This is a genomic window from Roseibium sp. TrichSKD4 (genome assembly GCF_000148725.1).
In the GTDB taxonomy this organism is placed as follows: Bacteria; Pseudomonadota; Alphaproteobacteria; order Rhizobiales; family Stappiaceae; genus Roseibium.
In genome coordinates this window covers 478674-501410 of record NZ_GL476319.1, presented here as the reverse complement: position 1 = coordinate 501410, position 22737 = coordinate 478674, and the positions used below count along the sequence as shown (strand labels likewise).

28 protein-coding genes are annotated in these 22737 nt (G+C 54.5%); 13 read left to right on the top strand and 15 right to left on the bottom strand.

The window, feature by feature from the left end:
* Positions 1-122 precede the first annotated feature (122 nt).
* Positions 123-1568 carry a TrkH family potassium uptake protein gene (locus TRICHSKD4_RS18675; protein WP_009468473.1) on the top strand — a complete coding sequence of 482 codons (1446 nt, stop codon included), beginning with the start codon at positions 123-125 and terminating at the stop codon, positions 1566-1568.
* 35 nt (positions 1569-1603) lie between these two features.
* The gene (gene sfsA, locus TRICHSKD4_RS18670) at positions 1604-2308 is read left to right on the top strand and encodes a DNA/RNA nuclease SfsA (RefSeq protein ID WP_040617105.1); all 705 of its coding nucleotides are present in this window, start codon (positions 1604-1606) and stop codon (positions 2306-2308) included.
* Positions 2309-2314: 6 nt separating this feature from the next.
* On the opposite strand, the gene TRICHSKD4_RS18665 is transcribed toward sfsA, so the two are convergent.
* From TRICHSKD4_RS18665 to TRICHSKD4_RS18645, 5 genes are all read right to left on the bottom strand, one after another.
* Complete coding sequence (locus TRICHSKD4_RS18665; RefSeq protein WP_009468471.1) at positions 2315-2980, bottom strand: L,D-transpeptidase; 666 nt, start codon at positions 2978-2980, stop codon at positions 2315-2317.
* 227 nt (positions 2981-3207) lie between these two features.
* Positions 3208-3717 (bottom strand): xanthine phosphoribosyltransferase, encoded by a 510-nt coding sequence (gene gpt, locus TRICHSKD4_RS18660; RefSeq protein WP_009468470.1) that lies wholly within the window; start codon positions 3715-3717, stop codon positions 3208-3210.
* A gap of 12 nt (positions 3718-3729) precedes the next feature.
* Complete coding sequence (locus TRICHSKD4_RS18655; RefSeq protein WP_009468469.1) at positions 3730-4482, bottom strand: molybdopterin-binding protein; 753 nt, start codon at positions 4480-4482, stop codon at positions 3730-3732.
* Positions 4483-4564: 82 nt separating this feature from the next.
* Positions 4565-5767 carry an FAD-dependent monooxygenase gene (locus TRICHSKD4_RS18650; protein ID WP_009468468.1) on the bottom strand — a complete coding sequence of 401 codons (1203 nt, stop codon included), beginning with the start codon at positions 5765-5767 and terminating at the stop codon, positions 4565-4567.
* 15 nt (positions 5768-5782) lie between these two features.
* Positions 5783-6028: a zinc-finger domain-containing protein gene (locus TRICHSKD4_RS18645; protein ID WP_040617228.1), complete on the bottom strand. Its 246-nt coding sequence runs from the start codon at positions 6026-6028 to the stop codon at positions 5783-5785.
* Between the two features lie 229 nt (positions 6029-6257).
* Between TRICHSKD4_RS18645 and TRICHSKD4_RS18640 the strand changes: the two genes are divergently transcribed.
* Together TRICHSKD4_RS18640 and TRICHSKD4_RS18635 are read left to right on the top strand one after the other, a co-directional pair.
* Positions 6258-7007 (top strand): alpha/beta fold hydrolase, encoded by a 750-nt coding sequence (locus tag TRICHSKD4_RS18640; RefSeq protein ID WP_009468466.1) that lies wholly within the window; start codon positions 6258-6260, stop codon positions 7005-7007.
* Positions 7008-7011: 4 nt separating this feature from the next.
* Positions 7012-7887, top strand: coding sequence for an alpha/beta fold hydrolase (locus TRICHSKD4_RS18635; RefSeq protein ID WP_009468465.1), 876 nt, complete (start codon positions 7012-7014; stop codon positions 7885-7887).
* Between the two features lie 350 nt (positions 7888-8237).
* Here TRICHSKD4_RS18635 and TRICHSKD4_RS18630 read toward each other — a convergent pair whose 3' ends face one another.
* Positions 8238-9071, bottom strand: a complete 834-nt coding sequence (locus TRICHSKD4_RS18630; protein ID WP_040617227.1) for an alpha/beta fold hydrolase — start codon at positions 9069-9071, stop codon at positions 8238-8240.
* Positions 9072-9302: 231 nt separating this feature from the next.
* Here TRICHSKD4_RS18630 and TRICHSKD4_RS29550 point away from each other — a divergent pair.
* Positions 9303-10363, top strand: a protein-coding gene (locus TRICHSKD4_RS29550; protein WP_085979595.1) for an IS630 family transposase whose coding sequence is annotated in 2 segments (ribosomal slippage) — positions 9303-9795 and positions 9795-10363 — 1062 coding nt in all. Because the reading frame shifts where the segments join, the coding sequence is not laid out codon by codon here.
* Positions 10364-10373: 10 nt separating this feature from the next.
* Positions 10374-11207 carry a LysR family transcriptional regulator gene (locus TRICHSKD4_RS18615; RefSeq protein ID WP_009468463.1) on the top strand — a complete coding sequence of 278 codons (834 nt, stop codon included), beginning with the start codon at positions 10374-10376 and terminating at the stop codon, positions 11205-11207.
* Between the two features lie 203 nt (positions 11208-11410).
* Here TRICHSKD4_RS18615 and TRICHSKD4_RS18610 read toward each other — a convergent pair whose 3' ends face one another.
* Positions 11411-12226, bottom strand: a complete 816-nt coding sequence (locus tag TRICHSKD4_RS18610; RefSeq protein WP_009468462.1) for an enoyl-CoA hydratase — start codon at positions 12224-12226, stop codon at positions 11411-11413.
* A 149-nt stretch (positions 12227-12375) separates the two neighbouring features.
* Here TRICHSKD4_RS18610 and cysE point away from each other — a divergent pair, with 149 nt between their 5' ends.
* Both cysE and TRICHSKD4_RS18600 read left to right on the top strand, forming a co-directional pair.
* The gene (gene cysE, locus TRICHSKD4_RS18605) at positions 12376-13221 is read left to right on the top strand and encodes a serine O-acetyltransferase (protein ID WP_009468461.1); all 846 of its coding nucleotides are present in this window, start codon (positions 12376-12378) and stop codon (positions 13219-13221) included.
* 76 nt (positions 13222-13297) lie between these two features.
* Entirely contained in the window at positions 13298-13516 is a 219-nt protein-coding gene (locus TRICHSKD4_RS18600; protein WP_009468460.1) for a DUF3126 family protein, read from the top strand.
* 46 nt (positions 13517-13562) lie between these two features.
* On the opposite strand, the gene TRICHSKD4_RS18595 is transcribed toward TRICHSKD4_RS18600, so the two are convergent.
* Complete coding sequence (locus TRICHSKD4_RS18595; protein WP_009468459.1) at positions 13563-14327, bottom strand: hypothetical protein; 765 nt, start codon at positions 14325-14327, stop codon at positions 13563-13565.
* Between the two features lie 225 nt (positions 14328-14552).
* On the opposite strand from TRICHSKD4_RS18595, the gene TRICHSKD4_RS18590 reads away from it, so the two are divergent.
* Positions 14553-14879, top strand: coding sequence for a hypothetical protein (locus tag TRICHSKD4_RS18590; RefSeq protein ID WP_040617104.1), 327 nt, complete (start codon positions 14553-14555; stop codon positions 14877-14879).
* 37 nt (positions 14880-14916) lie between these two features.
* Complete coding sequence (locus TRICHSKD4_RS18585; protein WP_009468457.1) at positions 14917-15447, top strand: gamma carbonic anhydrase family protein; 531 nt, start codon at positions 14917-14919, stop codon at positions 15445-15447.
* On the opposite strand, the gene TRICHSKD4_RS18580 is transcribed toward TRICHSKD4_RS18585, so the two are convergent.
* The 3 genes from TRICHSKD4_RS18580 to TRICHSKD4_RS18570 all read right to left on the bottom strand — a co-directional run bounded on the left by TRICHSKD4_RS18580 (position 15448) and on the right by TRICHSKD4_RS18570 (position 17727).
* Positions 15448-16098, bottom strand: a complete 651-nt coding sequence (locus TRICHSKD4_RS18580; protein WP_009468456.1) for an imm11 family protein — start codon at positions 16096-16098, stop codon at positions 15448-15450.
* A gap of 55 nt (positions 16099-16153) precedes the next feature.
* Positions 16154-16822: an imm11 family protein gene (locus tag TRICHSKD4_RS18575; RefSeq protein WP_009468455.1), complete on the bottom strand. Its 669-nt coding sequence runs from the start codon at positions 16820-16822 to the stop codon at positions 16154-16156.
* Positions 16823-17112: 290 nt separating this feature from the next.
* Positions 17113-17727, bottom strand: coding sequence for a transglutaminase-like cysteine peptidase (locus TRICHSKD4_RS18570; protein WP_009468454.1), 615 nt, complete (start codon positions 17725-17727; stop codon positions 17113-17115).
* A 290-nt stretch (positions 17728-18017) separates the two neighbouring features.
* Here TRICHSKD4_RS18570 and TRICHSKD4_RS30885 point away from each other — a divergent pair, with 290 nt between their 5' ends.
* Positions 18018-18194: a hypothetical protein gene (locus TRICHSKD4_RS30885; protein WP_009468453.1), complete on the top strand. Its 177-nt coding sequence runs from the start codon at positions 18018-18020 to the stop codon at positions 18192-18194.
* Here the strand turns inward: TRICHSKD4_RS30885 and TRICHSKD4_RS18565 are convergent.
* Entirely contained in the window at positions 18163-18813 is a 651-nt protein-coding gene (locus tag TRICHSKD4_RS18565; RefSeq protein ID WP_009468452.1) for a PilZ domain-containing protein, read from the bottom strand. The genes TRICHSKD4_RS30885 and TRICHSKD4_RS18565 overlap by 32 nt on opposite strands.
* A 134-nt stretch (positions 18814-18947) precedes the next feature.
* On the bottom strand, positions 18948-19595 hold the full coding sequence (locus tag TRICHSKD4_RS18560; RefSeq protein ID WP_009468451.1) for a PAS domain-containing protein: 648 nt from the start codon (positions 19593-19595) through the stop codon (positions 18948-18950).
* Positions 19596-20098: 503 nt separating this feature from the next.
* On the opposite strand from TRICHSKD4_RS18560, the gene TRICHSKD4_RS18555 reads away from it, so the two are divergent.
* Together TRICHSKD4_RS18555 and TRICHSKD4_RS18550 are read left to right on the top strand one after the other, a co-directional pair.
* The gene (locus TRICHSKD4_RS18555) at positions 20099-20854 is read left to right on the top strand and encodes a rhomboid family intramembrane serine protease (RefSeq protein WP_009468449.1); all 756 of its coding nucleotides are present in this window, start codon (positions 20099-20101) and stop codon (positions 20852-20854) included.
* A 156-nt stretch (positions 20855-21010) separates the two neighbouring features.
* Positions 21011-21442, top strand: a complete 432-nt coding sequence (locus TRICHSKD4_RS18550) for a CBS domain-containing protein (protein WP_009468447.1) — start codon at positions 21011-21013, stop codon at positions 21440-21442.
* Positions 21443-21502: 60 nt separating this feature from the next.
* On the opposite strand, the gene hisI is transcribed toward TRICHSKD4_RS18550, so the two are convergent.
* On the bottom strand, positions 21503-21958 hold the full coding sequence (gene hisI / locus TRICHSKD4_RS18545; RefSeq protein WP_009468446.1) for a phosphoribosyl-AMP cyclohydrolase: 456 nt from the start codon (positions 21956-21958) through the stop codon (positions 21503-21505).
* A 27-nt stretch (positions 21959-21985) separates the two neighbouring features.
* Positions 21986-22621 carry a GTP cyclohydrolase I FolE gene (folE, locus tag TRICHSKD4_RS18540; RefSeq protein WP_009468445.1) on the bottom strand — a complete coding sequence of 212 codons (636 nt, stop codon included), beginning with the start codon at positions 22619-22621 and terminating at the stop codon, positions 21986-21988.
* Positions 22622-22737: the final 116 nt, after the last annotated feature.

The following is a 22737-nucleotide window of genomic DNA, read 5'->3' as shown; positions in this document are numbered from 1 at the left end:
GGGTATCGTGCTTTCCAGCATTGAAAAAAATCTGAAACAGGGTAGGAAAGGTCTGCGATTCAACCGTGCGGCAGTATGTTGCCCGGTTGCCTGCACTCTTGCTGTGACCTGACGAGACAGATTTGATCTCTTTTCGACCCGTCCTCAATGTTCTCGGTTTTTTGTATGTCGGTTTGGCCACCGCCATGCTCATTCCTGCGATTGTGGATGTCGCGCTGAAAAACCCGGACTGGCAGGCTTTTGTTTTTTCGTCGCTTTTCACTGGACTGCTTGGGATGCTGCTGTCGATTTCCGTTGGTGGATCGCTGGAAAAGGGGTTGGACACCCGGCAGACCTTTGTCTTGACGACGCTTGCGTGGGCTACTTTGCCAGCCTTTGGCGCGCTGCCGTTTCTATGGCTTGGAATCGGCTATGCGGACGCTGTTTTTGAGGCGGTTTCCGGGTTTACGACAACCGGGTCAACGGTTTTGTCCGGCCTTGATTATCTGCCGCCAGGGTTGCTGATCTGGCGGTCGATCATGCAGTGGATGGGCGGCGTCGGCATCATCGTTATGGCAATCGTTTTGCTGCCTTTCCTGCGTATTGGTGGGATGCAGCTATTTCAAAGCGAAAGCTCTGACCGCTCGGAAAAGATTGTCAGCCGCTCCGTGGAGCTGATCCGTCTGATCGGGCTGGCCTATCTGTTTTTGACTGTGCTGTGCATTGTTGCCTATCTCGCAACCGGCATGGACCTGTTTGACGCCTTCAACCATGCCCTGACGACCATTGCGACGGGTGGCTATTCCACGCACGATCTCTCCTTTGGCTATTTCACCAACCCGGCCTCCGGTTGGGTGGCTGTGGTATTCATGGTCATTGGCGCATTGCCGTTTGTGTTGATTATTCAGGCGCTCCGCGGACAACCCTTGCTGTTTTGGCACGACCCCCAAGTCCGTGTCCTGATTGCGTTTCTGGCGATCGTCTCACTTACGCTGACGATTTATCTCGGTGTGGAAATGGACTTCCCACTGGATCAGGCGCTGCTCAAGGCGACATTCAACGTGATTTCGGTTGTGACGGGTACGGGTTATGCGCTGGGAGATTTTACGGAATGGGGCCCGCCGGTTATCGGCATTGCCCTACTCTTGATGTTCGTCGGTGGGTGCACGGGCTCAACCACAGGCGGGATCAAAATCTTTCGGTTTTTGGTGTTCTTCGGCACGGTGCGGGCCCATCTGCGCCGGATGGTGCGTCCGCACCGAGTCATGTCGGAAGAATATGGCGGCACGCGCCTGACACCCGAGCTTTCTTTCTCCGTTTTGGCCTTTCTGGTGGTTTATCTCGGCACGGTCGGGATCATCACGCTGGCCCTGTCGTTCTTCGGGCTGGATCTGGTAACTGCCGTTTCTGCTGCCGCCACATCGGTTGGGAATGTCGGACCGGGGCTTGGTCCGGTCATTGGTCCGTCCGGCAATTTTGCACCTTTGCCTGAAGGGGCGAAATGGCTCTTGTCCTTTGCGATGCTGATGGGCCGTCTTGAGCTTTTCACCGTTCTCGTGCTGCTCGATCCGGATTTCTGGTCGCGCTGAGCCTTCTGCTGTCTTTGCCTCTTTATGGGTCTTCGATGAAATTTCCTGCTCCGTTAAAAACTGGCCATTTGGTCAAGCGTTACAAACGTTTTCTGGCTGATATTGTATTGGATGAAACCGGGGAGGAGATTACCGCACACTGCGCCAATCCGGGGTCTATGCTTGGCCTCAAGGAGCCAGGTTCAAAGGTCTGGGTGTCACAATCGGACAAACCGAAGCGCAAGCTAAAGTACTCGTTTGAAATCATCGAGGCGGATGGAGCGCTTGTCGGCATCAACACGGCCTATCCGAACAAGCTGGTGGAGGAGGCGCTTGTTGCGGGCAAGATCTCCGAGTTGAACGGTTTTGAAACGCTGCGCCGGGAAGTCAAATACGGCAAGAATTCCCGCATTGATCTGCTTTTAGAAGGCGGCGAGCACAGCACCACCTATGTGGAGGTGAAAAATGTGCATTTGATGCGGCAAGCCGGATTGGCTGAGTTTCCAGATTCTGTGACCGCCCGTGGGGCCAAACATCTGGGTGAATTGGCGGATATGGTTGCAGAAGGGCACCGCGCGGCCATGGTGTTTATGGTCCAGCGACCTGATTGCGACCGGCTGTCTCTGGCATCGGATATTGACCCGAACTACGCTGCGGCGTTTGCAGCCGCAAAGGCAGCTGGTGTTGAGGCTTATGCTGTTGGGTGCAGTGTCACACCCGAGGCCATTGAGGTGAACCGGACTGTCGCACTTGAGTTCTGATCCAGATCAGGTTTGACGAACGACGATACGCGTGTTGTTCGGCACACGGTTGTATAGGTCGATAATGTCCTGATTCAAAAGCCGCACGCAGCCCGAGGAGACAGCCTTCCCGATGGACCAGGTTTCTGCTGTTCCGTGGACACGATACAGCGTGTCTCGGCCGCCTTCGAAGATATAAAGCGCGCGTGCGCCGAGCGGGTTTTCAATGCCAGGTGCCATGCCATTGCGGAATTCTTCCAGCTCCGGTTGGCGCTCGATCATTTCCGCGGGCGGTGTCCAGGTTGGCCACTCGCGCTTGTAGGCGATGCGGGCAGCTCCGCCCCACTCAAAACCTGCACGGCCAATGCCAACACCGTAGCGCATGGCTTTGCCGCCTTCCATCGTCAGGTACAAGAAGCGGTTGGGCGTATCAACGATGATGGTGCCCACCGGCTCTGGAGCGGTGTAATCAACAAGCTGACGGAAATAGACGGGGTCGATATCTTTCAGGTCCACAGCCGGGATCGGAAATTTTTCCTCTGGCATGGCGCGATACATGGTCAAATATTCAGGATCGATGCGTTTCGCGTTTGGGTTCGCCTGAACGCCGACTGGAAGTTGGCGTTGCGAGTTGGCACAGCCAGCCAAAAGAGCTGCGGTGCCGGAAACAAGAAACAGGCGGCGAGTAAGCATCAAGGGTCCCAGAAAGTCAGTGTATCGGTCGAGGACGCCCTTATCAGAGATAGGGCGACAGCGTTAACGTTTCATGCCCCCTAACACGCGAAATGTGCCGGAAAGGGGGCGGACCCATCACCAATTGGTGAAGAGCCTGTATAAGGGGCGAGTCCTTTGCCGGTGTTGCAGTCGCGCAACAAAAAAGCGGCCCCGCAGAGCCGCCTTTTAAACTGAGTGGTCGAGACTTAGCCTTTGGTGTCGCGGGAGAGCGGCGGCTGAAACTGCCAGCCCATATCCCACGGAAAATAGATCCAAGTATCTTGAGACACTTCGGTGACGAAGGTGTCGACCATCGGACAACCGACCGGTTTCGCGTAAACGGTGGCAAAATGCGCCTTCGGCAGCATTTCGCGAACGACTTTTGCTGTCTTTCCGGTGTCGACCAGATCGTCAATCACCAGAACGCCGTTGCCTTCGCCGCCTTCCAGATCAATCAGGTTGCCGTCAACTGGCTTGATGACTTCCAGTTTTCCCTGGTTTTCATAGTCGTGATAGGAGGCAATGCAGACCGTTTCGATGGTGCGAATGCCCAGCTCACGCGCGACGATGGCGGCGGGAACAAGACCGCCGCGGGTGATGCACACAATCGCCTTCCACTGACCTTGATCTTTCAAGCGCCAGGCAAGGGCGCGCGCGTCGCGGTGGAACATGTCCCAGGATACGGGAAATGCTTTGTCTTGAGCTGGGTTTTCCATGGAGGGTCCTTTTCAGGCGGTCTGATTTGAGGCTTCAACCACAGCTGCTTCCACAGCTGCCGTTGCATTGGCCAATGGGGTTTCATCACGGGAGCGAATGACAATTTGTGTGGTGAACCGGCCATCCTTGGCGCGGGGATAGGAGCCGATCATCGTGTCCGGATAGTCAGCCTGAATCTCACCGAGGCGCTGTGCCAATCGGCTCTCCGGCAGATCAGCATCGACAGTGCGGGACAGGATTTTCCGTCCGGTTTTCAAAGTCGGAACAATCGCGTCGACCATAGCCTGCATGATGGACGGCACACCGGCCATCACATGCACATTGCCAATGCGAAAGCCCGGGGCCTTGGACACCTTGTTTTCGATAAGGTCAGCGCCGGCCGGAATGTGGGCCATTCTCAGCCGGGCGTCGGTCAGCTGGCCTTCCGGGTAATGATCTTCCAAAATGGCGCGGGCGCGCGGATCGACACCGATTGAGACACCGAATGCGGCAGCTATGCTGTCCGCCGTGATGTCATCATGGGTCGGGCCGATGCCGCCGGAGGTAAAGACATAGGTATATTCATTGCGCAAGGCGTTGACGGCACTGACGATTTTATCCTGTTCGTCTGGAACGACACGGACCTCGCGCAGGTCAATCCCGACAGCCGTCAGATACTCGGCCAAAAAGCCGATATTCTTGTCCTTGGTGCGCCCTGACAGGATTTCGTCACCAATGACGAGAAACGCTGCTGTGACCTCTCCATTCGGGTGTTCTTCGGCCATGCCAACTCCTGTGCGGTAAAGTGTGCAAGGCTTTAGCCCAGCTTGCTGTTTGGCTCAAGAGGTCAAGTCTACGGGGAAGGGCTCAAACCTCAGCTTTCCAGCTGTAGATCCAATCCATCTGGGAAAGCATTTTTTGAGGGGGCATCATGCCCATAACGGTGTTGCGGGCGAGGGCCATGAGGCCACCCATGTGATAGATGGAGGCATTCCGGAAGGCGAGGGTCTGAACTTTCTTCACCCGCTCCTTTCGCGTCGCTTCAAAGATGCGGAAGGCAGAATGCGCGTCACCGTTCGTTTTTTTCAGGGTGCGGGCCAGCACAAAGGCATCTTCAATTGCCATGGCACCTCCTTGGGCCGCGTAAGGCAACATGCCGTGGGCGGCGTCGCCCAAGAGGGTCAAATTGCGATGGCTCCAAGGGCCATTGGCATCTACGCCGCACAGGGCCCATTTCAACCATTTCGGAGAGCGTTCGACGAGACTAAGGAGCTCCGGGGACCAACCGTTAAGCGCAGCGTTGACCATGCTGGCGTCAGCTGGGGCAGACCAGCCTTTTTCACGCCAGTGTTCTTCAATCAGAACCACGATGTTCAATTCATTTCCAGATGAAACGGGGTAGTGCACCACATGGGCATTGCGCCCCAGCCAGAGGTGCGTCTGGTCATGATAGGCTGTGGGAAGTCCCTTCATCGGGATGGTGGTTCGGTAGGCGGTTTGTCCGGTCGATTTGGGATGATTGTGCTCTGGAATGAAGGAGCGTGTTTTTGACCACACACCATCTGCGCCGATAATCGCCTTGGTACCAACTGCATCAATGTCTTTGCCTGTGCGGTAAAGGCAAGTCACGTGGTCGGTATCGCCAAATTCAAGATCGTGGAGTTCACAGCCGAGCCGAAGCTCGATGCCGGGACGGTCTTGCACATGCTGCAGAAGTGTTGCCTGTAGATCTGCGCGGTGAAGGACCAGATAAGGGTGGCCATAGCGTTCCACAATACTATCGCCAAGGGGAACTTGGCCCACAGTTTTGCCGGTTTTGCCGCTTCGAATATTGATTTTGGAAGGCCGGACGGCTTTTGCCACGAGATCATCCAGAACGCCGAGTTTTTCTATCACGGAGCAGGCGTTCGGAGAAAGCTGAAGACCTGCGCCCGCTTCGAGCAGTGCCGGAGCCTTTTCCAAAAGGCAAACGTCATAACCCACATCGTGTAGTGCGAGCGCAGCTGTCAGGCCTCCAATGCCAGCGCCAGAGATGACGACTGGAAAGGCCCGTTTTGGTCGTTCAGGCATTTTATCTTGAGCCTATCAGGCGGCAGCTGGGGTCCAGCTGCAATCAGCCGGTGAGGATTCTGTTGGCTGCAGGGTGCTGTCGTACTTGAAAAGCGTCGAGCAATAGGGGCACACAATTTCGTTTTCTGTGCCCATGTCCAAAAAGACATGCGGATGGTCGAAGGGCGGGCGTGCGCCAATGCACATGAATTCACGCGCGCCAATCGCCACCGATTCATGCCCGCTCGTGTTCTGGAAATGCGGGACAACCTGATCCGCCATGGGCCGAACCCCTTTGCCTTGATTGGTATTTGTGCCGGAACATAGCTCTTTCGCCAGTGCTTGGGTAGGGGGCAGGCGAAGTTTCACACCGGGATTGCTGCGTAATATTGCCCCTGCGTGCGAAGCTGTGCTGTTGAGCCGCAAAGACGGAAAGATTTTGCGTCTGAGGTCGTCACGGCGTAAGCTGGGATGAATTGAGTTTTCCGTTTACGTAAAGGTTATCTTTGGTATGCCGCGTTTTAGCTATGATGGTATCGATCTGGCCTATCTGGATGAAGGCGAAGGGGAGCCGATCCTCTTAATCCACGGCTTTGCCTCCAACAAGCAGGTGAATTGGGTTTACCCCGGTTGGGTCGACACACTGGTGAAAAGCGGTCGTCGCGTCATCGCCATAGACAATCGCGGCCATGGCGAGAGCATCAAGTTTCATGACCCTGACGCCTATGGCGCGCCGATGATGGCCGAAGATGCGTATGAGCTGATCAAGCATCTGGGCCTCGATCAGGTCGATGTCATGGGCTATTCCATGGGCGCGCGGATCAGTGCGTTTCTGGCCCTCAAGCATCCAGAAAAGGTGCGGCGGGTGATTTTTGGCGGGCTGGGCTATGGAATGATCAGCGGGATTGGCGATCCGGAACCGATCGCCGGTGCGCTGGAGACCGACCGCATTCAGGATATCTCTGACCGGACGGGCCGTGCGTTCCGTGCCTTTGCCGAGCAGACCGGCTCCGATCGTTTGGCCCTTGCCGCCTGCATGCGCTCGTCTCGTCAAAAAATCTCTGAAGAGGAAGTTTCCGGGATCGCTGTTCCAGCTCTGGTGGCGGTTGGGACCAAGGACGACATTGCCGGGTCTGCCCAACAATTGGCCGATTTGATGCTGAATGCTGACGTTCTGGATATTCCCGGCCGCGATCACATGGTCGCTGTTGGCGACAAGGTCTACAAGCAGGGTGTTCTGGATTTCTTGAGCAGGGCGTGAAGGCATGAATCGCACAACAGTGACCTTCACAGGGGCTGAGGGCAACGCCTTGATCGCGGATCAGGTGGGAGAAAACGGCCGTCCGGTGCTTTTGCTGCATGGCGGCGGGCAAACCCGGCACTCCTGGGATGCGGCGGCAGAACGGATCGCCGCGCTTGGGCATGTTGTTTATTGCATGGACCAGCGGGGCCACGGCGAAAGTGAATGGGTGCCGTCTGGAAATTATAATTTCCACGACTTTGGCAAGGACCTTGTCGAGGTGTCCCGGCAGATCAAGGAGCGTAATGGTGCGCGGCCTGTACTCGTTGGTGCCTCACTTGGCGGTCTAGCGGGAATTTTGTCGGAAGGGACTTTTGAGCCCGGCGTGCTTTTTGCTCTTGTTCTGGTCGACATCACTCCGCGCATGGATATGGGCGGGGTCCAAAAGATCGTCGGTTTCATGGCCAAGAAGTTGGAAGACGGGTTCGGATCTGTGGAAGAAGCGGCGGATGCGATTGCCAGCTACATCCCAAATCGCACCCGGCCAAAAAACCTGTCTGGCCTCTCCAAGAACCTGCGTCTTCATGACGATGGGCGATATCGCTGGCATTGGGACCCGAAATTCATCAAGGGCTCAAAACGCGTTAATCCGGATGATCGTCAGCTGGTTCAGGACGAGTTGGTGGCGGCTGCAGCAAAGCTCAAACTTCCGGTCTTGCTGGTGCGTGGGCGTAATTCAGAACTGGTCTCACAGGAATATGTCGATGAGTTTTTGCAGCTCGTCCCTCACGCGAAGTTCGTCGATATCAAGGATGCCGGCCACATGGTGGCGGGCGACAAGAATGACGTTTTCGCTGAGGCTGTTGAGACGTTTCTGACCGATCTGTTTGCCAATGTGTGACTCGGTGGAAATGCTGATTGGTTAACTTTGCCAATTGTTTATGTGCTGATGCTGATAAGCAGATTCACTTGCTTGAAGTTATGATTCAAGCAGGTGCTTTTTGATTTTGGTTCCGCTTAAAGTCGCCTCAATGCGCCTCGCCATGACTTGATCATGACATCCATCCCGTTCCGCTTCAAACTACTACTGTCAGGAAACATTACGGAGTAGATCCCATGGTCGAAGCCATGGGATGAAGGAGTGGCGAGCGAAATAGGCTTGGTGAAGTTCAGGCCTCATCTATTTTTGACGGGCCGCCCTTCAGTTTTTTCCATCAGCCAGCTCTTGATGCCTCAGTTACTCATTCCTGTTCAGAAAATCGGCCAATAAGGCTGAAATTTTTCCGGCTGGTCTTCCATTGAGAAATGACCGCAATTTTCGAGTACGTGCAACTCTGAACCAGGAATTGCTTCATGCAGTTTGTGCGCCCAATCAACGACCTGCCAAGCGTCATCGGCGCCCCAAATTAGTTGTACTGGTTTTTTGCCAAGTTCGGCGTAACGAGGAGCAACCTCTTCTGTGTGCTTTGGGTCGTAGTGCATTACTTGGTGCTGAAACAACCTGCCTTGTCCGACCAGACCGCAAATAAAGTTGAGGTAAGTCTCTATCGCTGTTTCGGCCAGTTTTGCTTTGTTTTCGACCGTCGAGTATAGCCACTCGCGGAAATGCTCGCGATGTTCCACATCGTTTGCTTTGATCAGTTTTTCCAGTCCGGCCTGCATTTGTTCATGCGTACGTTTAGAGGGCCAGCTGTCGAAACTAACGACATCGATCATGGTCAGACTGCGCATTCGTTCCGGTGACTGAACACCAAATCTTTGTGCAATACCGCCGCCAATATCGTGTGCGATGATGTGGGCGTCATGGAGCCCCCAAACGTCCAATAAGCCCTCCAAAATAGTTACCTGACCCGTTACGGAGGTATCAATTGCGGGATCTTGTGGTCGTTCGGATAGACCGTATCCAAGCAAGTCAAAAACGTGAACCTTGTAACCAGTCCCAACAAGGGCCGGCAAGATATTACGCCAGATATAGGAGGATGACGGTGTACCGTGAAGCAAAACAGCAGGCGCGCCATCTCCGTGTATGCCGTGCGCGATACGCGTGCCGTTGATGATTGCATGTTGGTTAACAAGATGTGTCACGAAAGAGACTCCATTTTCCGCTTTTCCAACCATTAGAGGTCAGGTATTCAATTACTCAAATGAATGATTGTGATAAGGCGATAGAAATTTTGAATGATTTAGCGACTAGATATAGAAGGTTTACGTGCGTTGGTGGCGATATCATACCAAACGTCAGATGAAGTGACTCATATTTGGGCTTCCGGTTTTGTTGCGAATATGATTCCAGATGGCAAACGATGGGAGTTTGCCATGGGAGCCGCGATACCGCTTCGAGATGACTTTGACGGTTGTACCCTTCGCCGGTTGGCGAGGGTGTGCCGGGACGCCAAACAGACCCGTCGCCTTTTGTCATTGGCGGTGATCTATGATGGGGGGAGCCGTTCGGACGCAGCTCATATTGGCGGAGTGACGCTCCAAATCATTCGCGATTGGGTGCTGCGTTTCAATGCTTCTGGTCCCAATGGTCTGAAGGATACGCCCAAGTCAGGTCGCCCCTCAAAACTTGACGAGCAGCAGCGTCGTGCGTTGATCGAGATTGTCGAACGAGGCCCGTATCCATCGGTGGATGCAGTGGTACGTTGGCGCTTGAAGGATCTCGCTGCGTGGATCCTGTCTGAATTTGGCATTGTCGTTGACGAGCGTACCGTATCGCGGGAGCTGAAGAATGCGGGTTATCGGCGTCTGACGGCCCGGCCGCAGCATCCGGCGCAAAACGAGTTTGCCGTCGAGGATTTTAAAAAAGCTTCCCAGCCGAACTGGCGGAAATCGGCAATCAGCTTGAAAGCGGCACCCCGATAGAGGTTTGGTTTCAGGACGAGGCGCGTGTGGGTCAAAAGACCAAGATCACAAGGCGATGGGCAAAACGCGGGACAAGGCCGCGGGCCCCCAAGGATCAGCGGACAAAGTCAGCATGGATATTTGGGGCCATCTGCCCGGAACGGGGTGTCGGTGCTGCGCTCGTCCTTCCCAAGTGCAACATCATGGCCATGCAAATGCATCTTCAGGAAATCTCGTCGCAAGTCGCTCCGGGAGCCCACGCCGTTGTCATCCTTGACCAGGCTGGCTGGCACACATCTGGCAAACTCGACATTCCCAACAACATTACCCTTCTCCCATTGCCACCGAGGTCTCCCGAATTGAACCCGGTCGAGAACCTATGGCAGTTCATCAGGGATAACTGGCTGTCAAACCGGGTCTTCAAATCCTACGAACAAATCATCGATATCTGTTGCCGCGCATGGAACAGGTTAATTGAACAACCATGGACCATCATGTCCATCGGAATGCGAGATTGGGCCCATCGGTTCTGAATTTTGACGGTTGGTATCAGCCCATGGTGGAGTGACACGTGCAGCTGAGCATCTGGCACTGTCGCAACCTGCTGTGAGTCACAAAATAAAGCGTTTGGAAAAGGTACTACAATGCGAACTCTTAGCCCGCCGAGCAGGTGGTCCGTTGTTCACTGAGGCTGGCACTCGTTTGTTGAACTATGGCCGCCGAATTTTGGATTTGCACGATGAAGCTCTGGCTGCACTTGGAAAGAAACCCCTATCGGGAACTATCCGATTGGGCATGACGGAGGATACAACGGGCGGTGATGTCGCGCGTATTCTTGGACGGTTTACCCGTTTGCACCCCGATACAAACGTCAGTACGCGGATCAGCCAGAGCTTGACGTTGTCTCATTGGCTCTCTGCTGGCGAAATTGATATTGCGGTTTTGCAGGTACTGAAGAAAGAGGTGCGCGCCGATGATGTTGTGCTCTTTGAGGATCGGCTGCACTGGATCAAGTCGCATGATCTGTTGTTGAAGCCGCGTTTAAGCGTGCCGTTTCTGGCCTTTGACGAGAATTGCTTCTACAAACATTGGGTAGAATCGGATGGCTCCGAGTTTGGACATCAGTTCGAAACTGTATTTGAGTGCCCAAGTGTATCTGGCATTTTAGCTGCAACGCGTGCTGGGCTTGGTGTGTCACTGATGAATGGACTACACATTTCCTCCGACTTGGAGGTTGTTGAGGGCGTTTTCCCAAAGCCGCCCTCCATTTCCTATTTCGCACGCTCAAATCCAAAAAGTCGAAATGAAGCTGTGCGTGCCTTGCTCCAAGAAATAACCTCTGAGGTCGAAAACCGTGCTCCAATGCGGGTTACGTAAAAAAACTGCAATGGAGCCCATGGTCTAAGCCATGGCATGACGAAGCGGCGAATTATGCAGACTTGCGCCGCCCCGGACCTGATCCGGGGCCTTGTTGTTGGGGGCTGGGAGGTCCCGGCTCGTAGGCCGGGACGGCAGAGGATATGTCTATCCGTTTTTCATCATCACTCGCAGTCGGCTCGTCTGCCGAGACGGTTGGAGGGCTATTTCCCCTCAAATACCGGCGTTCGTTTTTCCAAAAACGCGGTGCGGCCTTCGATAAAGTCGGCGCTGTCGAAGCAGGTGTCAGCGGCGGATTGAGCGGCGGCCCGACTTTCCGGAGATGCGCCTTCAGACAGGGCGTTGATGGCGATCTTGGCGGCGCGCAAGGTAAGGGGAGCGTTGGCAGAGATGGTTTTCGCCAGCGCGCGTGTGCGGGCTTCCAGTTCAGTTTCGGCCACCAGCTCGTCTATCAGGCCGAGGCGCAGGGCCTCTTCGCTGCCAAGGCGCTCGGCGGTGAAGATCAGGCGTTTGGCAGTCGAGGCGGGAACAGCCCGCAGGGCATCGGCAACCAGCCCCAGCGGATAGGCAAGGCCAAGGCGCGCAGCTGGAATGCCGAATTGCGCACCGTCAGCGGAGATCCGCATATCGCAGGCGAGGGCCAGGGCAAGGCCGCCGCCGAGGCAGTGCCCACGGATCATGGCGAGTGTCGGCTTTTCTGCTGCTTTCAGCGCCTCGCAAGCTGCCACGTTGATTTTGTCATAGGTCTTTGCTTTTTCCGCAGTTGAGCGGGTGGCTTCAAATTCGGAAATGTCAGCGCCAGCCACAAAGCTCTCGCTTCCCACACCTCTTAAGACGATCATACGTATGGCGGGATCACCGGAAAGTTGGTTGACTGCCTCTGGCACCGCCTGCCACATGGCCAGCGAAAGCGCGTTTTTCTTCGGCTCATTGTCGACGATCAGCCAGCCAATGCTCCCGTCGACCTCTTTGCGAATAGAGACGAGGGGAGCCGTTTGGAGCGCTGCTTGGTCTGTCATGCGTTGGGCCTGCCTTAAAAGAATGTGCGTATTTTTCCGAGTATGGAAAGCAAAGCTTGACCGTTAGAGCAAGTTTGACTTTGGAATTAGCCGCAATCCACCCTATGTTTTGGGGGATGTGTTATAGGGCTTGAAAAAGGAGACAAGCCATGTCGAATACGACACCGCAGCAGAGCGCCGCGAAAATTGCATTGCATGATCCGGTCTGGCGCCAGCTGAGGGAAGAGGCTCAGGCCATGGTGGTGGAAGAGCCTGCGCTGTCCTCCTTTGTTTATGAGACGGTTCTCAATCACGAGACGCTAGAAGAGGCCGTGATCCATCGGTTGGGTCAGCGGCTTGGCCGGGATATCGTGTCAGCCTCGCTGATCCGTCAGACCTATATGGAAGCTCTGGCGGTTGAGCCGGAACTGAGCGAGATCCTGCGGGTTGATATCGTCGCCGTTTATGACCGCGATCCGGCCTGCTTCCGTTATCTGGAGCCAGTGCTTTACTTCAAAGGTTTCCATGCATTGCAGACCCACCGTCTGGCCAACTGGCTGTGGCGGCAGGGGCGTGAGGATTTCGCGTTTTATATCCAGAGCCGGGCTTCGGAAGTGTTCCAGATCGACATTCATCCGGCGGTTCCGGTCGGGCGCGGGATCTTTATCGACCATGGAACCGGGCTGGTCATTGGCGGTACTGCGGTGATTGAAGATGATGTGTCGATCTTGCAAGGTGTGACGCTTGGCGGCACGGGCAAGGAAGATGGGGACCGCCACCCGAAAATTCGCCATGGCGTGTTGATCGGGGCCGGGGCCAATGTGCTGGGCAATCTGGAAATCGGCCATTGCTCGCGGATTGCGGCCGGGTCCGTGGTCCTTCAGGACGTGCCGCCCAACTCCACTGTTGCAGGTGTGCCGGCCAAGGTTGTGGGGCAGGCCGGGTGTCCGGAACCATCGCGCAGCATGAACCAGCTTTTGTGCGGAGACGCGGCAAAGGAACACGGGGAAAGCTGAACGCAACTCTTGGCAAGAGGGCTGATTGGTGTAGGGTCCGCAGCCGAGATAGTCGAAATTTAGCAGGAGACGCCCGGTGAACCCTGAAGAAATCAAGAAACTTGAAGCTTACCTCAAAAAGAAGTTTGACCTTCAAGCTTTGCAGGTGCGTGCGCGTCCGAAGAAGGACGACAGCGCGGAAGTTTATATCGGTGACGAATTCATCGGCGTGATCTACCGGGATGACGAAGATGATGATTTGAGCTGGAACTTCCAGATGGCCATTCTGGAATTTGATCTGGAAGACGAAGGCTAAGAACGGCCGCTCAGGTTTTCTGAAATGCCAAAGGCCTTTCCGACACTTATCCGGTCGGGGAGGCCTTTTTCATTGTAGCGACCGGCTTTTCGCTTTGCAGGATGGCAGCCTCTACCAGTTCACGCGTGCGGCGCTCCAGACGGCCCCAATTGGCCAGCAGGGGCTTTTCAAACTGATAGGTAACTGTCAACTCGCCGCCGACTTCAAATGAGCGTTCGCAAATGGCCTGTGTCGACCCCTTGGGCTTTTTGCAGCGGGCTGCATAATGGCCGGAGGATTGGCTTTCATAGATGATTTCGTCCTGTTCCATTCCCGCTGATGGTGACAGCGTCAGGACATTCAGCCCAGCTGGCCCTTTAATGGCAGGGGTTGTGGCAAGCCGTTGGAACATGGGCTCAATTTGCTCACTCAAGCTCTCGACCAGTTTCTCGTGCTTGATATCGAGATGAACAAGGTTGGAGCCGTTGCCGAGTGACATTTGCGCCGAGCGGGTGTGTGAAGCTGGCGTCATTGTTGGCCAGACAACCGCCAGTTCCAGTCGTTGGCGCGCGCTGCTGGTGCCTGAACGCTCAAAGAAGCTGTAGTCTGACGTCTTCAGGTAAGGCTCGGGAACCGACAGTGTGTGCCCACCCAGCTGATACTGATCAGGAGCTTCTGCCACTTGACGGGCAGGGCTGTTTGAGACAGCGACAACAATTTCCACAGCAAGATGGCTGGTATAGAGGACAGCCAGGCCGCACAAACCCCACAGCAAGGCGTGGAAGTGCCTTGGCTTTATTCCTGTGGCATCTGGCAGCGTGTAGTAGTCCATTCATTTGCCTTCAACCGGGGACTTTTCGCCAAGTGTCTCACTTTGGCGTCCTGTCCCGGCACATACCGTCCCAGATCGGGATGATCCGTAATTTTGACCGGTCGAATTTTTAGACATTCCAACCAGTTAACGCAGGATCAGAAAACGGCACGCAAATTGCTGTTGACCCAGTACGAATTCTGTTTCAGCTTCGGCTGTGAAAGGTTAACAGGGGGTTAATGGGTTGTGTTTGAGCTTATACTAGCGGTGTATATCGCGTGCGCGGGCTTTGTCGCTGCCGGTGTTTTGGGCAGCCTCTACCAACTTCTGACCAAAGAACCGCCCCGTTTTAATTTTTCAATTGAAAGCCTCACCGGCATCGTCAGTGGCATTTTTATGGTGCTCTTTGCCGGTCCGTTCATCATCATGCGCAATGCTATTCGCGGTCGCAGGATTGAAAATCGCCCCCTCGGCTGGTTGGTTGCCTCGTCAACCATCGCAGGCATGTGGAGCCTGTGCTCCGGGCTTCTTGTGGTGCAGGTGGCCCTCGGGCTGGCGCACTCTTTGGCCTGACCCTGGCCTGAGTTTCTGCGATAGGGAAGGACGGACTGTGGCTCTTTACAAGCTTGGCAACATATCACCCGAAACGCCGGGTGAGGGCGCATGTTGGGTCGCCCCCAATGCCAGTGTCATCGGCAAGGTGAAACTGGACCGGGAGGCAAGCGTCTGGTTCGGCGCTGTTCTGCGGGGCGATAATGAGCTGATCCATGTTGGAGAGCGCTCCAACGTGCAGGACGGCGCAGTCTGCCACACGGATATGGGCTATCCGCTGACCATTGGTGCGGACTGCACCATTGGCCATCAGGCCATCCTGCATGGCTGCACCATTGGTGACAATTCGCTGGTGGGCATGGGCGCAACCATTCTCAATGGCGCAGTCATCGGCTCCAACTGCATCATCGGAGCCAATGCGCTTGTGGCGGAAGGCAAGGTCATTCCCGACAATTCCCTCGTTGTCGGCGTACCGGGCAAAGTGGTGAAAGAGCTGGGACCGCCGGCAGCAGAGGGCATTACCAAGTCGGCCGCGGGCTATGTGGCGAACTGGAAGCGCTTTGCCGAGGACCTGGAAGAGGTTTCCTGATCACGAAAGGCCGGTTTGCAGTTCAAAACCGATGCCGGTCAGGGGCGGGTCGAAAGCGTCTAGACGCTCCTTCAGAGTGTTTGAAATAAAAGTGCTGTTTTGCAGCCGGTATTCGCACCAAACTGCATGATTCTTGATAGCGTCCCTGCGGCAGACCAACAGCTCAGGGCCGTTTGGGAGAGGTTCATAGTTCAGCGAAAAGATGAAATCCGGCACGAGGAAACCGTATGGCTCTTTCAGCTTTCCCTTGACCTTTGATTTTTCCAGATCGAGCGTGTCCAGCCGGTTGCAGATGTTCAAGAACCACCAGCGCCCGGCAAGACTGCCATCCTTATTAAAGACATCTACCGGCCAATAGCGGTGTACCCCCGGTTCAAGATCTTCGATTGCTTCAACAACACGATCGGATATGGTCCAGTTTCCACCACCTTGGATGAAGTCGGCTTCGCCTTTCAATTCTTTCGTAAGGTAAAGCTTGTGCACCATATCGGGCACTGGGAATGCAAATCCTGTTCGAAGAGAGATCTCTTGGACGAGCCATAACTTCTGCTCGCGCTGCAAAGCCGTGCTTAGTTGCTCGATAACGGCATCCGTTTCCTTTTCACCATCGGCAAAAATACACAACGCGGCACGGGGGGGGCTATCAACCACGGCATCTAAGCAGCTCCATCAAAAATTCGGTGCGGGAGATATAATTTCGGCCACCTTACTCCTCAACAATGCGAGCTTTTGTGAAACGAAAATCGATCTTGAGACGCGCGGCCTCGATGGCGTCATGAAGGGGACCGCTGATGAAAATTTTGCCGGTGTACTTTGGTTCAACCCAAAGGTCCGCGCCTTCAAGCGCAGCTGAAGACACAGCGACATCACCATCCTTGGGAACCATAGGACCGCCCCAAACCTCTTCCCCTGTCTGGGCGTGTCGGCCTAGGAGACGAGCGCCATTTGTCTTCTCGATCAGAAAACTGTCCTTTCGAGACCCCAAATTCAGGAAATAGTATGGGCCGGGCAGCTGTGTGGTCTTGTCCGCCTGATAGATCGGAAACTCGACCAAGTCTGTTCCCCCCAGATCGAATTGCTTGAGGATTTCGGCCAATTTGCCTTTGACTGCGTAAAAGCCTTCAAGGGCAAATAGGTCTTTGACCTTAGACCAGCGTTTTTCATCGAAGACATAGGCCGCTTCTAGAAGTTCTTCGCGTTTTAACTTATCTGCCCTTCTATAACGATAGAAATACTGCATCTGCTCATCAGTTGTTGCCCCGAAAATAAAGGTCGGGTGCGCCCAGTCTTGACCGAAATACTTCTCACGTATTCCTGGCTTGTCGAACAATTGGTGGTTACTGCCAACACTGCTGATCCAGACGTCCTGTGTCATCGTCTTCTCTCTCAAATTCTGATTGCGCAGTTTGGTGTCGCTGGTGTCCTGACCCTAAGGGTCGTTTAAAATCACAATATGAAAAAAAGGCCACGCTGGCTGCAACCAAGTGAGGAGCAGAAGCGTGGCCCAAGGTGTTTGGAGGTGCAGTTTTTAAAAGAGGCGGGAGCCAATCATGCGGGGGCAGATCGGCTCCCTGGATCCGGTCGTGGTAGGGATGGGGAGGGTGGGGACGCGACCGGATCGTTCCATGGACCTGAAAGGCCCTACCCATCCATGTTTCGTTCGATTTAGTTGGTCAGGCTGCTGACCGTGGTTGCCCGTGTGTCGGAAATGCCTGTCCATTTGGCCGGAGCCTTCGGTGACTGGCGCTTGATGTAGCGGTAAGGCGTGGCATACCAAGGCAGAACCGCTTCGATCTGGTTGTCCAGGATCATGTCGCCCTGATCTGTTCGGACCGTCAGAACTGCATGACCTGCATTCTTGATGTCTTTGGCAACCGTGATGAGCAGGGCGCTTTTCGGCCATCCGGCTTCCATCAGGATGCGCTGTTTCTCCAGCACATACTCTTCGCAATCGCCTATGCCGTTGACCGGATAGGTCCAATATTCCTCGCGGCCAAAATAGGCGACATCCGTCATAGGCCGGATTCGCCGATTGACCCGGTTGTTCACGTCGATCAGTTGCTGCCACAGCTCTTTGCTAAGGCGCACGACCACCGGATTTGATGTGGAGCCGCGACAGGCTGACCGGTTGTCAGAGCAGAATTGCTTGTGACCGATCGGTGCCGAGGTTGCAGAATTCATTTCCATGAAACGTGTTGGTGAGGCTTCAGCGCTAGCAGTCCATCCAAAAGCAAGACCACCTACAACAACAGCGAAAGATAGTAGTTTTGAAGTTTTCATCGTAACGCCCTCCCCAAGGCTGGCCTAACGATGTCATTCTTCTTTTTCTGCTCAGATAAAACTGGCGTTATACTTTGATTTATACTTTAATTAAATTGAGTATTGTTTTGAATAAATTGCATTCTTCTTTTGAAGAAAACTTGCGGCAATATCGTATAAAATTCTAATGAGTCTCTGTATCCATCTGAAAAATATGGATAAAGAGGGAAATGGAGGCGTGCGGTGCATGCCAAGTATTTTGATATTATGACGTAAGGTTCTGAATAGTGAGGTGGAGACGCGCGGCGAAAATGCGCGAAAAAAAAGATAAAAAAATTTGCAACACCCTGTTTGGGCGTTCAATTGGTCGCAGAAAAGCTGAACTGGCGGTGCAAAACACAAAAAAGCCGCTGCGGGGCAGCGGCTTGCAAACTTCCGATGGGCTGATGTATCAGGTCAGGACTTCAGCTCTTTCGGGTCGACCGTGATTGTCCGCTCCAGCAGGTCGCGGTTTTGAACCTCACCGAATTCAACAGCGATGCCGCCTTCAATACGGCGTACAACGCGGGCACTCATTTTGCCGATCTCGATGGCATCCCCGGCTTCCACATCCAAATCCGTACTGATGGCTGCGCCGGAGAGCGACAAATCTGAAATGCGGCAGGTGTGCTCGGTCCCGTCAGGGAGCTTGATGCGCGTGAGGGTGTTCTTTGGAATAAAGCGGTCGTGACGACGATCTTCGGGAAGGTCGAGAGCTTCCTTGTTGGCCAGCCAAGTCAGAATGCTGGCAATCTTGTCCCGTTTCCGGACAGAATTGCGAAGTTCGACAGCAAAGCCGCCATCAAATGTTCGGGTGATTTTTCCCTCAACCCGGCTCATCTGATCAAGGTATGCCACGATGCGCTCGCCAACCTGGCCAGACACAGGCGCAATCAGAGCCATACCGCCGGGAGACATGTCGATCACCTGGCAGGGGTACTCCCGCCGATCTTCCAGCATATAGCGACCAAGGATGTTTACCTTTACGCGTTGGTGCCGACGCTTGTCTAGCGCCTGCAGTGTTCTGGGTGCTTGCGTAGCTGTTGCCAGTTCGGCATCCATGCCCATTCTACCTATGAGAGCGGCGAACCGCGTTGTCTAAGTTCAGGATGAAACTAATATCACTCAACATCCAGAATCATTAAACAACTACGGTTAATGAAGTGTAAGGCGCGCCGCCCTAACGGCAGTTTATCCGCGTTTTAGGCCTTTCCACCGGAGTAAACGGTCAAGTGACCGACCTTGCGTTCCGCACCTTGCGGAAGGGATGAAGGCGGGATTGGCATGTCTTCCACCTTGAAACGCGGCATGATCGGGTTTGGAACCCGGTCAGACTGTTCCACAAAGAACGGACGCTCATCCGGCCAAACAAGGCGAAGGCTGTTGATGGACTGGCTCAAAATGGGATGCAGGCCGAGCCAATAAGGACGCTCCATCGGCGTGCAGCAGCCAAGGATACGAACGCGGCCTTCACCTGGTACGTTCAATGGCAGCAGAAGCATTTCCATGGAGATTTGCTGCTTGCGCTCTGTATGGCCGGCGACACCGATGACGGCCGCCGCAGCATCTTCACGAACGGCTGCGAGCAGGCTTTCCAGCGCTTCGCGATCCTTTTCGTTCCAACCACGGAGGAAATTTCTGCCCTTTAGTTCGCGGCAATGTGTCGAACACAGGCGCGTTCCAGCGAGGCGGTATCTGGCTTCGTGAGGGGAGTTGGACTCCAGAATAAAGGTGTCACCGAGCAGGCCACGGATTTGACCTGGATCGATTTCACTGCGGTTTGGAGCCGGGCGGACACCGCGCAGTTCATCCCAATAGGAATAAAGTGTTTGTGTTACGCCGTTTTTCATCTCTTTCGCCCCACTCGTTGGTGCCCCTTACCCAATTTGGTGCACCTTTTGTCTAAATTTGGGACAGTGCATCACTGCCCTTGGTTTACAGGCCTTACTAAGCAGGGGGCGTGCCAATTGGCTCATTTGCGCGAATAATGCCCCGTTCCGGATCGATTAAGGTTAACAAGAGGTAAATCTTGCAACATGGGAATGGTTTTGGCACGTTAAATAAATGTTACGGCTCAGGCGCTGTTGAAAAAGCCTGAAGCTTGTGAAGAATTTTGTGTCTTCGTGGCTGGATGTCTCTTGGGTAGAGTGGGGACGCGACGTAACAGGGGGCTATGAAAGCACCGGATGTCCAACGGGGTATCTGGTGCTTTTTCTTTTGGACCAACGGGTTATGCTCGAGCATTGGACCTTGGCTCTGGTTGCCGTGTTCACCTTCTTGGCAATTTCATGCGCCTTGCTGCTTGTCTGTTTGGCCAAATGTCGTACATCAGATGTAAGCGCGAGGAGCCGGAATGAACGTTTACAATTTCACCCCACCTGAACCGCCGAAGTCTGAACGCCCGCCGTTGTTGAACCTTCCGGATGTGGTTGTCTGGCTCGCAGGGATTATGGCGGCGATCCATATTGTGCGAACGTTCTTGCTACCTGTGTCAATTGACAATCAGGTGCTTTTGTATTTCGCCTTTTGGCCGGTCCGATATGTCCCGGAAGTTTTTGCCTCTGGGGAAGTTCCGGGCGGTCTGGCTGCGGACATCTGGAGTTTTGTGACCTATTCGCTGCTTCACGGCAGTACGATGCATATTGTTTTCAATTTGCTCTGGATGGCGATCTTCGGCGGAGCCCTGGCGCGCCGTTTCGGAACTAAGCGCTTTTTGGGGATCTCTGCCTTGTACGCTGTGGCAGGGGCTGCAGCTCATCTTGCCACCAATTTTGGAAGTTCTGCCCCGGTGATTGGGGCCTCTGCCATTGTGTCAGGGCATATGGCCGCAGCATTGCGGTTCATTTTTGAACTCGGCGGTCCGCTCGGTGCGTTCCGGCGGGCGGATGCGGGGGCGTATATGGTGCCCGCTGTTTCGCTGAAGCAGAGCCTCTCCAATCAGCAGGTTCTTGTTTTCATCGCAATCTGGTTTGGTCTCAATCTGGTGTTTGGTCTTGGCGGGGCAGGGGCTGGTGGGGCATCAGTTGCCTGGCAGGCGCATATTGGCGGGTTTGTTGCCGGTCTCCTGTTGTTTCCGTTCTTCGACCCTGTGCCTCAGCGCAGGTTTTAGGGTCCTGACCCTAAGGCGCAAGACGGGTTTTCTGCGGCCAAACCTTATTTGGCAATTCGGCGAAACAGCTTGGTTGCGTTGACCCAACGTTTGTTGTCATGATGCAGGGAATGGATCAGTTGAGTTGATCCGTCCTGATTTGGGAGGATGAAGCCGATGAATGTTGCCTCTATCTTGAGCACGAAGGGCCATGACGTCATTACCGAAAAAAGCACGACGTTGCTGAGCGACATTTGCACGACCTTGGCTGAGCACAAGATCGGTGCAATCGTGATCGCGGATGACGCCGGGCACATTGAGGGCATCATTTCCGAACGGGACATTGTGAAGGCAATTGGTACCAGCGGTCCGACTGCATTGGAAAAGCCTGTGTCAGAAGTCATGACCAAATCGGTTGTCACCTGCACCGATGCTGACAGTGTAAACGCTGTGATGGCGAAAATGAGCGCCGGGCGCTTCCGCCACGTTCCGGTGACGGATGATGGCAAGGTGACTGGGGTTATCTCGATCGGGGATGTGGTGAAATTCAAGATTGCACAGGCCGAAATGGAAGCCGAGCAAATGCGCAGCTACATCTCCATGACCTGAGAGAAAAAGTCGCGCATTAAGTTAGCCGCGGCATCTAAAGAGATGCCGCGCGCCTTTATTTTAGGATTTTCCGTAGACCTCTTCCGGATCGTAAACCCGGTCTCCACCGTCATGGACGAGGGACACACTGCCATCGTCCGCTTTGGAGACTTTTCTAAAGAAACAGGATTTGTAGCCGACGTGGCATGTCGCGCCGTTGCCTTCTACGCGGACTTTGACCACGAGCGCATCCTGATCGCAGTCGGTCAGAATGGCTTGAACCTTTTGCACCTGGCCTGAGGTTTCGCCTTTTTTCCAGAAGCCTTTCCGGGAACGGCTCCAGTACCAGGCCTCACCGGTTTCAATTGTGCGATGGAGTGCTTCTGCGTTCATGTAGCCGACCATCAGCACTTGATCGGTGTCCGCGTCGGTAACAACAGCTACAATAAGGCCATCGGAATCGAATTTTGGCATGAAGGCTGAGCCGGTTTCGATCTCAGCCTTCGACCCACGGTCTGCAAAAGTGGTTGAGCACATGCAGTCAGCTCCTCGCAAAAGCGGAGCTTATCTGGCTCCGCCGCGCAACAGGGTCATGAATTTGGCCTGTTCGGCCGGATCATCCTGAAATACGCCTGTAAACTGGGTGGTGATTGTAGAAACACCGGGCTTTTGAACGCCCCGCATGGTCATGCACTGATGCTCTGCCTCAAGCATCACCGCCAACCCGCGCGGTGCGAGCGCATCGTCAATCGCCGATACAATCTCTGACGTCAAGTTTTCCTGCGTTTGAAGCCGTTTTGCGTAGATGTCCACGACCCTTGCGAGCTTGGACAGGCCAACGACGCCTTCAGCCGGGTAATAGGCGATATGTGCTTCGCCGATGAAGGGCAGCATGTGGTGTTCACAATGGGAATGGAACGGAATGCCGCGCACCAGAACGATGTCTTGGTATCCGCCAACATCATCAAACGTGCGCTCAAGATGCTCAGATGCATCTTCAAAATAGCCCGCATAGAGCTGTTCGAATGCCTTGGCGACGCGTTTGGGCGTATCCAGCAGGCCTTCGCGCTCGGGGTCATCCCCAGTCCAGGCGAGCAGAGTGCGCACGGCGGCTTCGGCCTCGGCGCGCGAGGGGCGAGACAATTTGTCGGGAGATTTGCGCTCGAAAGTTTTTCCTACCGATTTCAGAACTGCGTCCATCGGGATTCTCGCTGCTGCTTTTGTATCTTTATTCGTCATACGCCATCCGGAGGTGTGCGGATCATCATGGGCGGGAATAGTTTCGGCATTGTTTCCGTGTCAATTGCATGCCACCT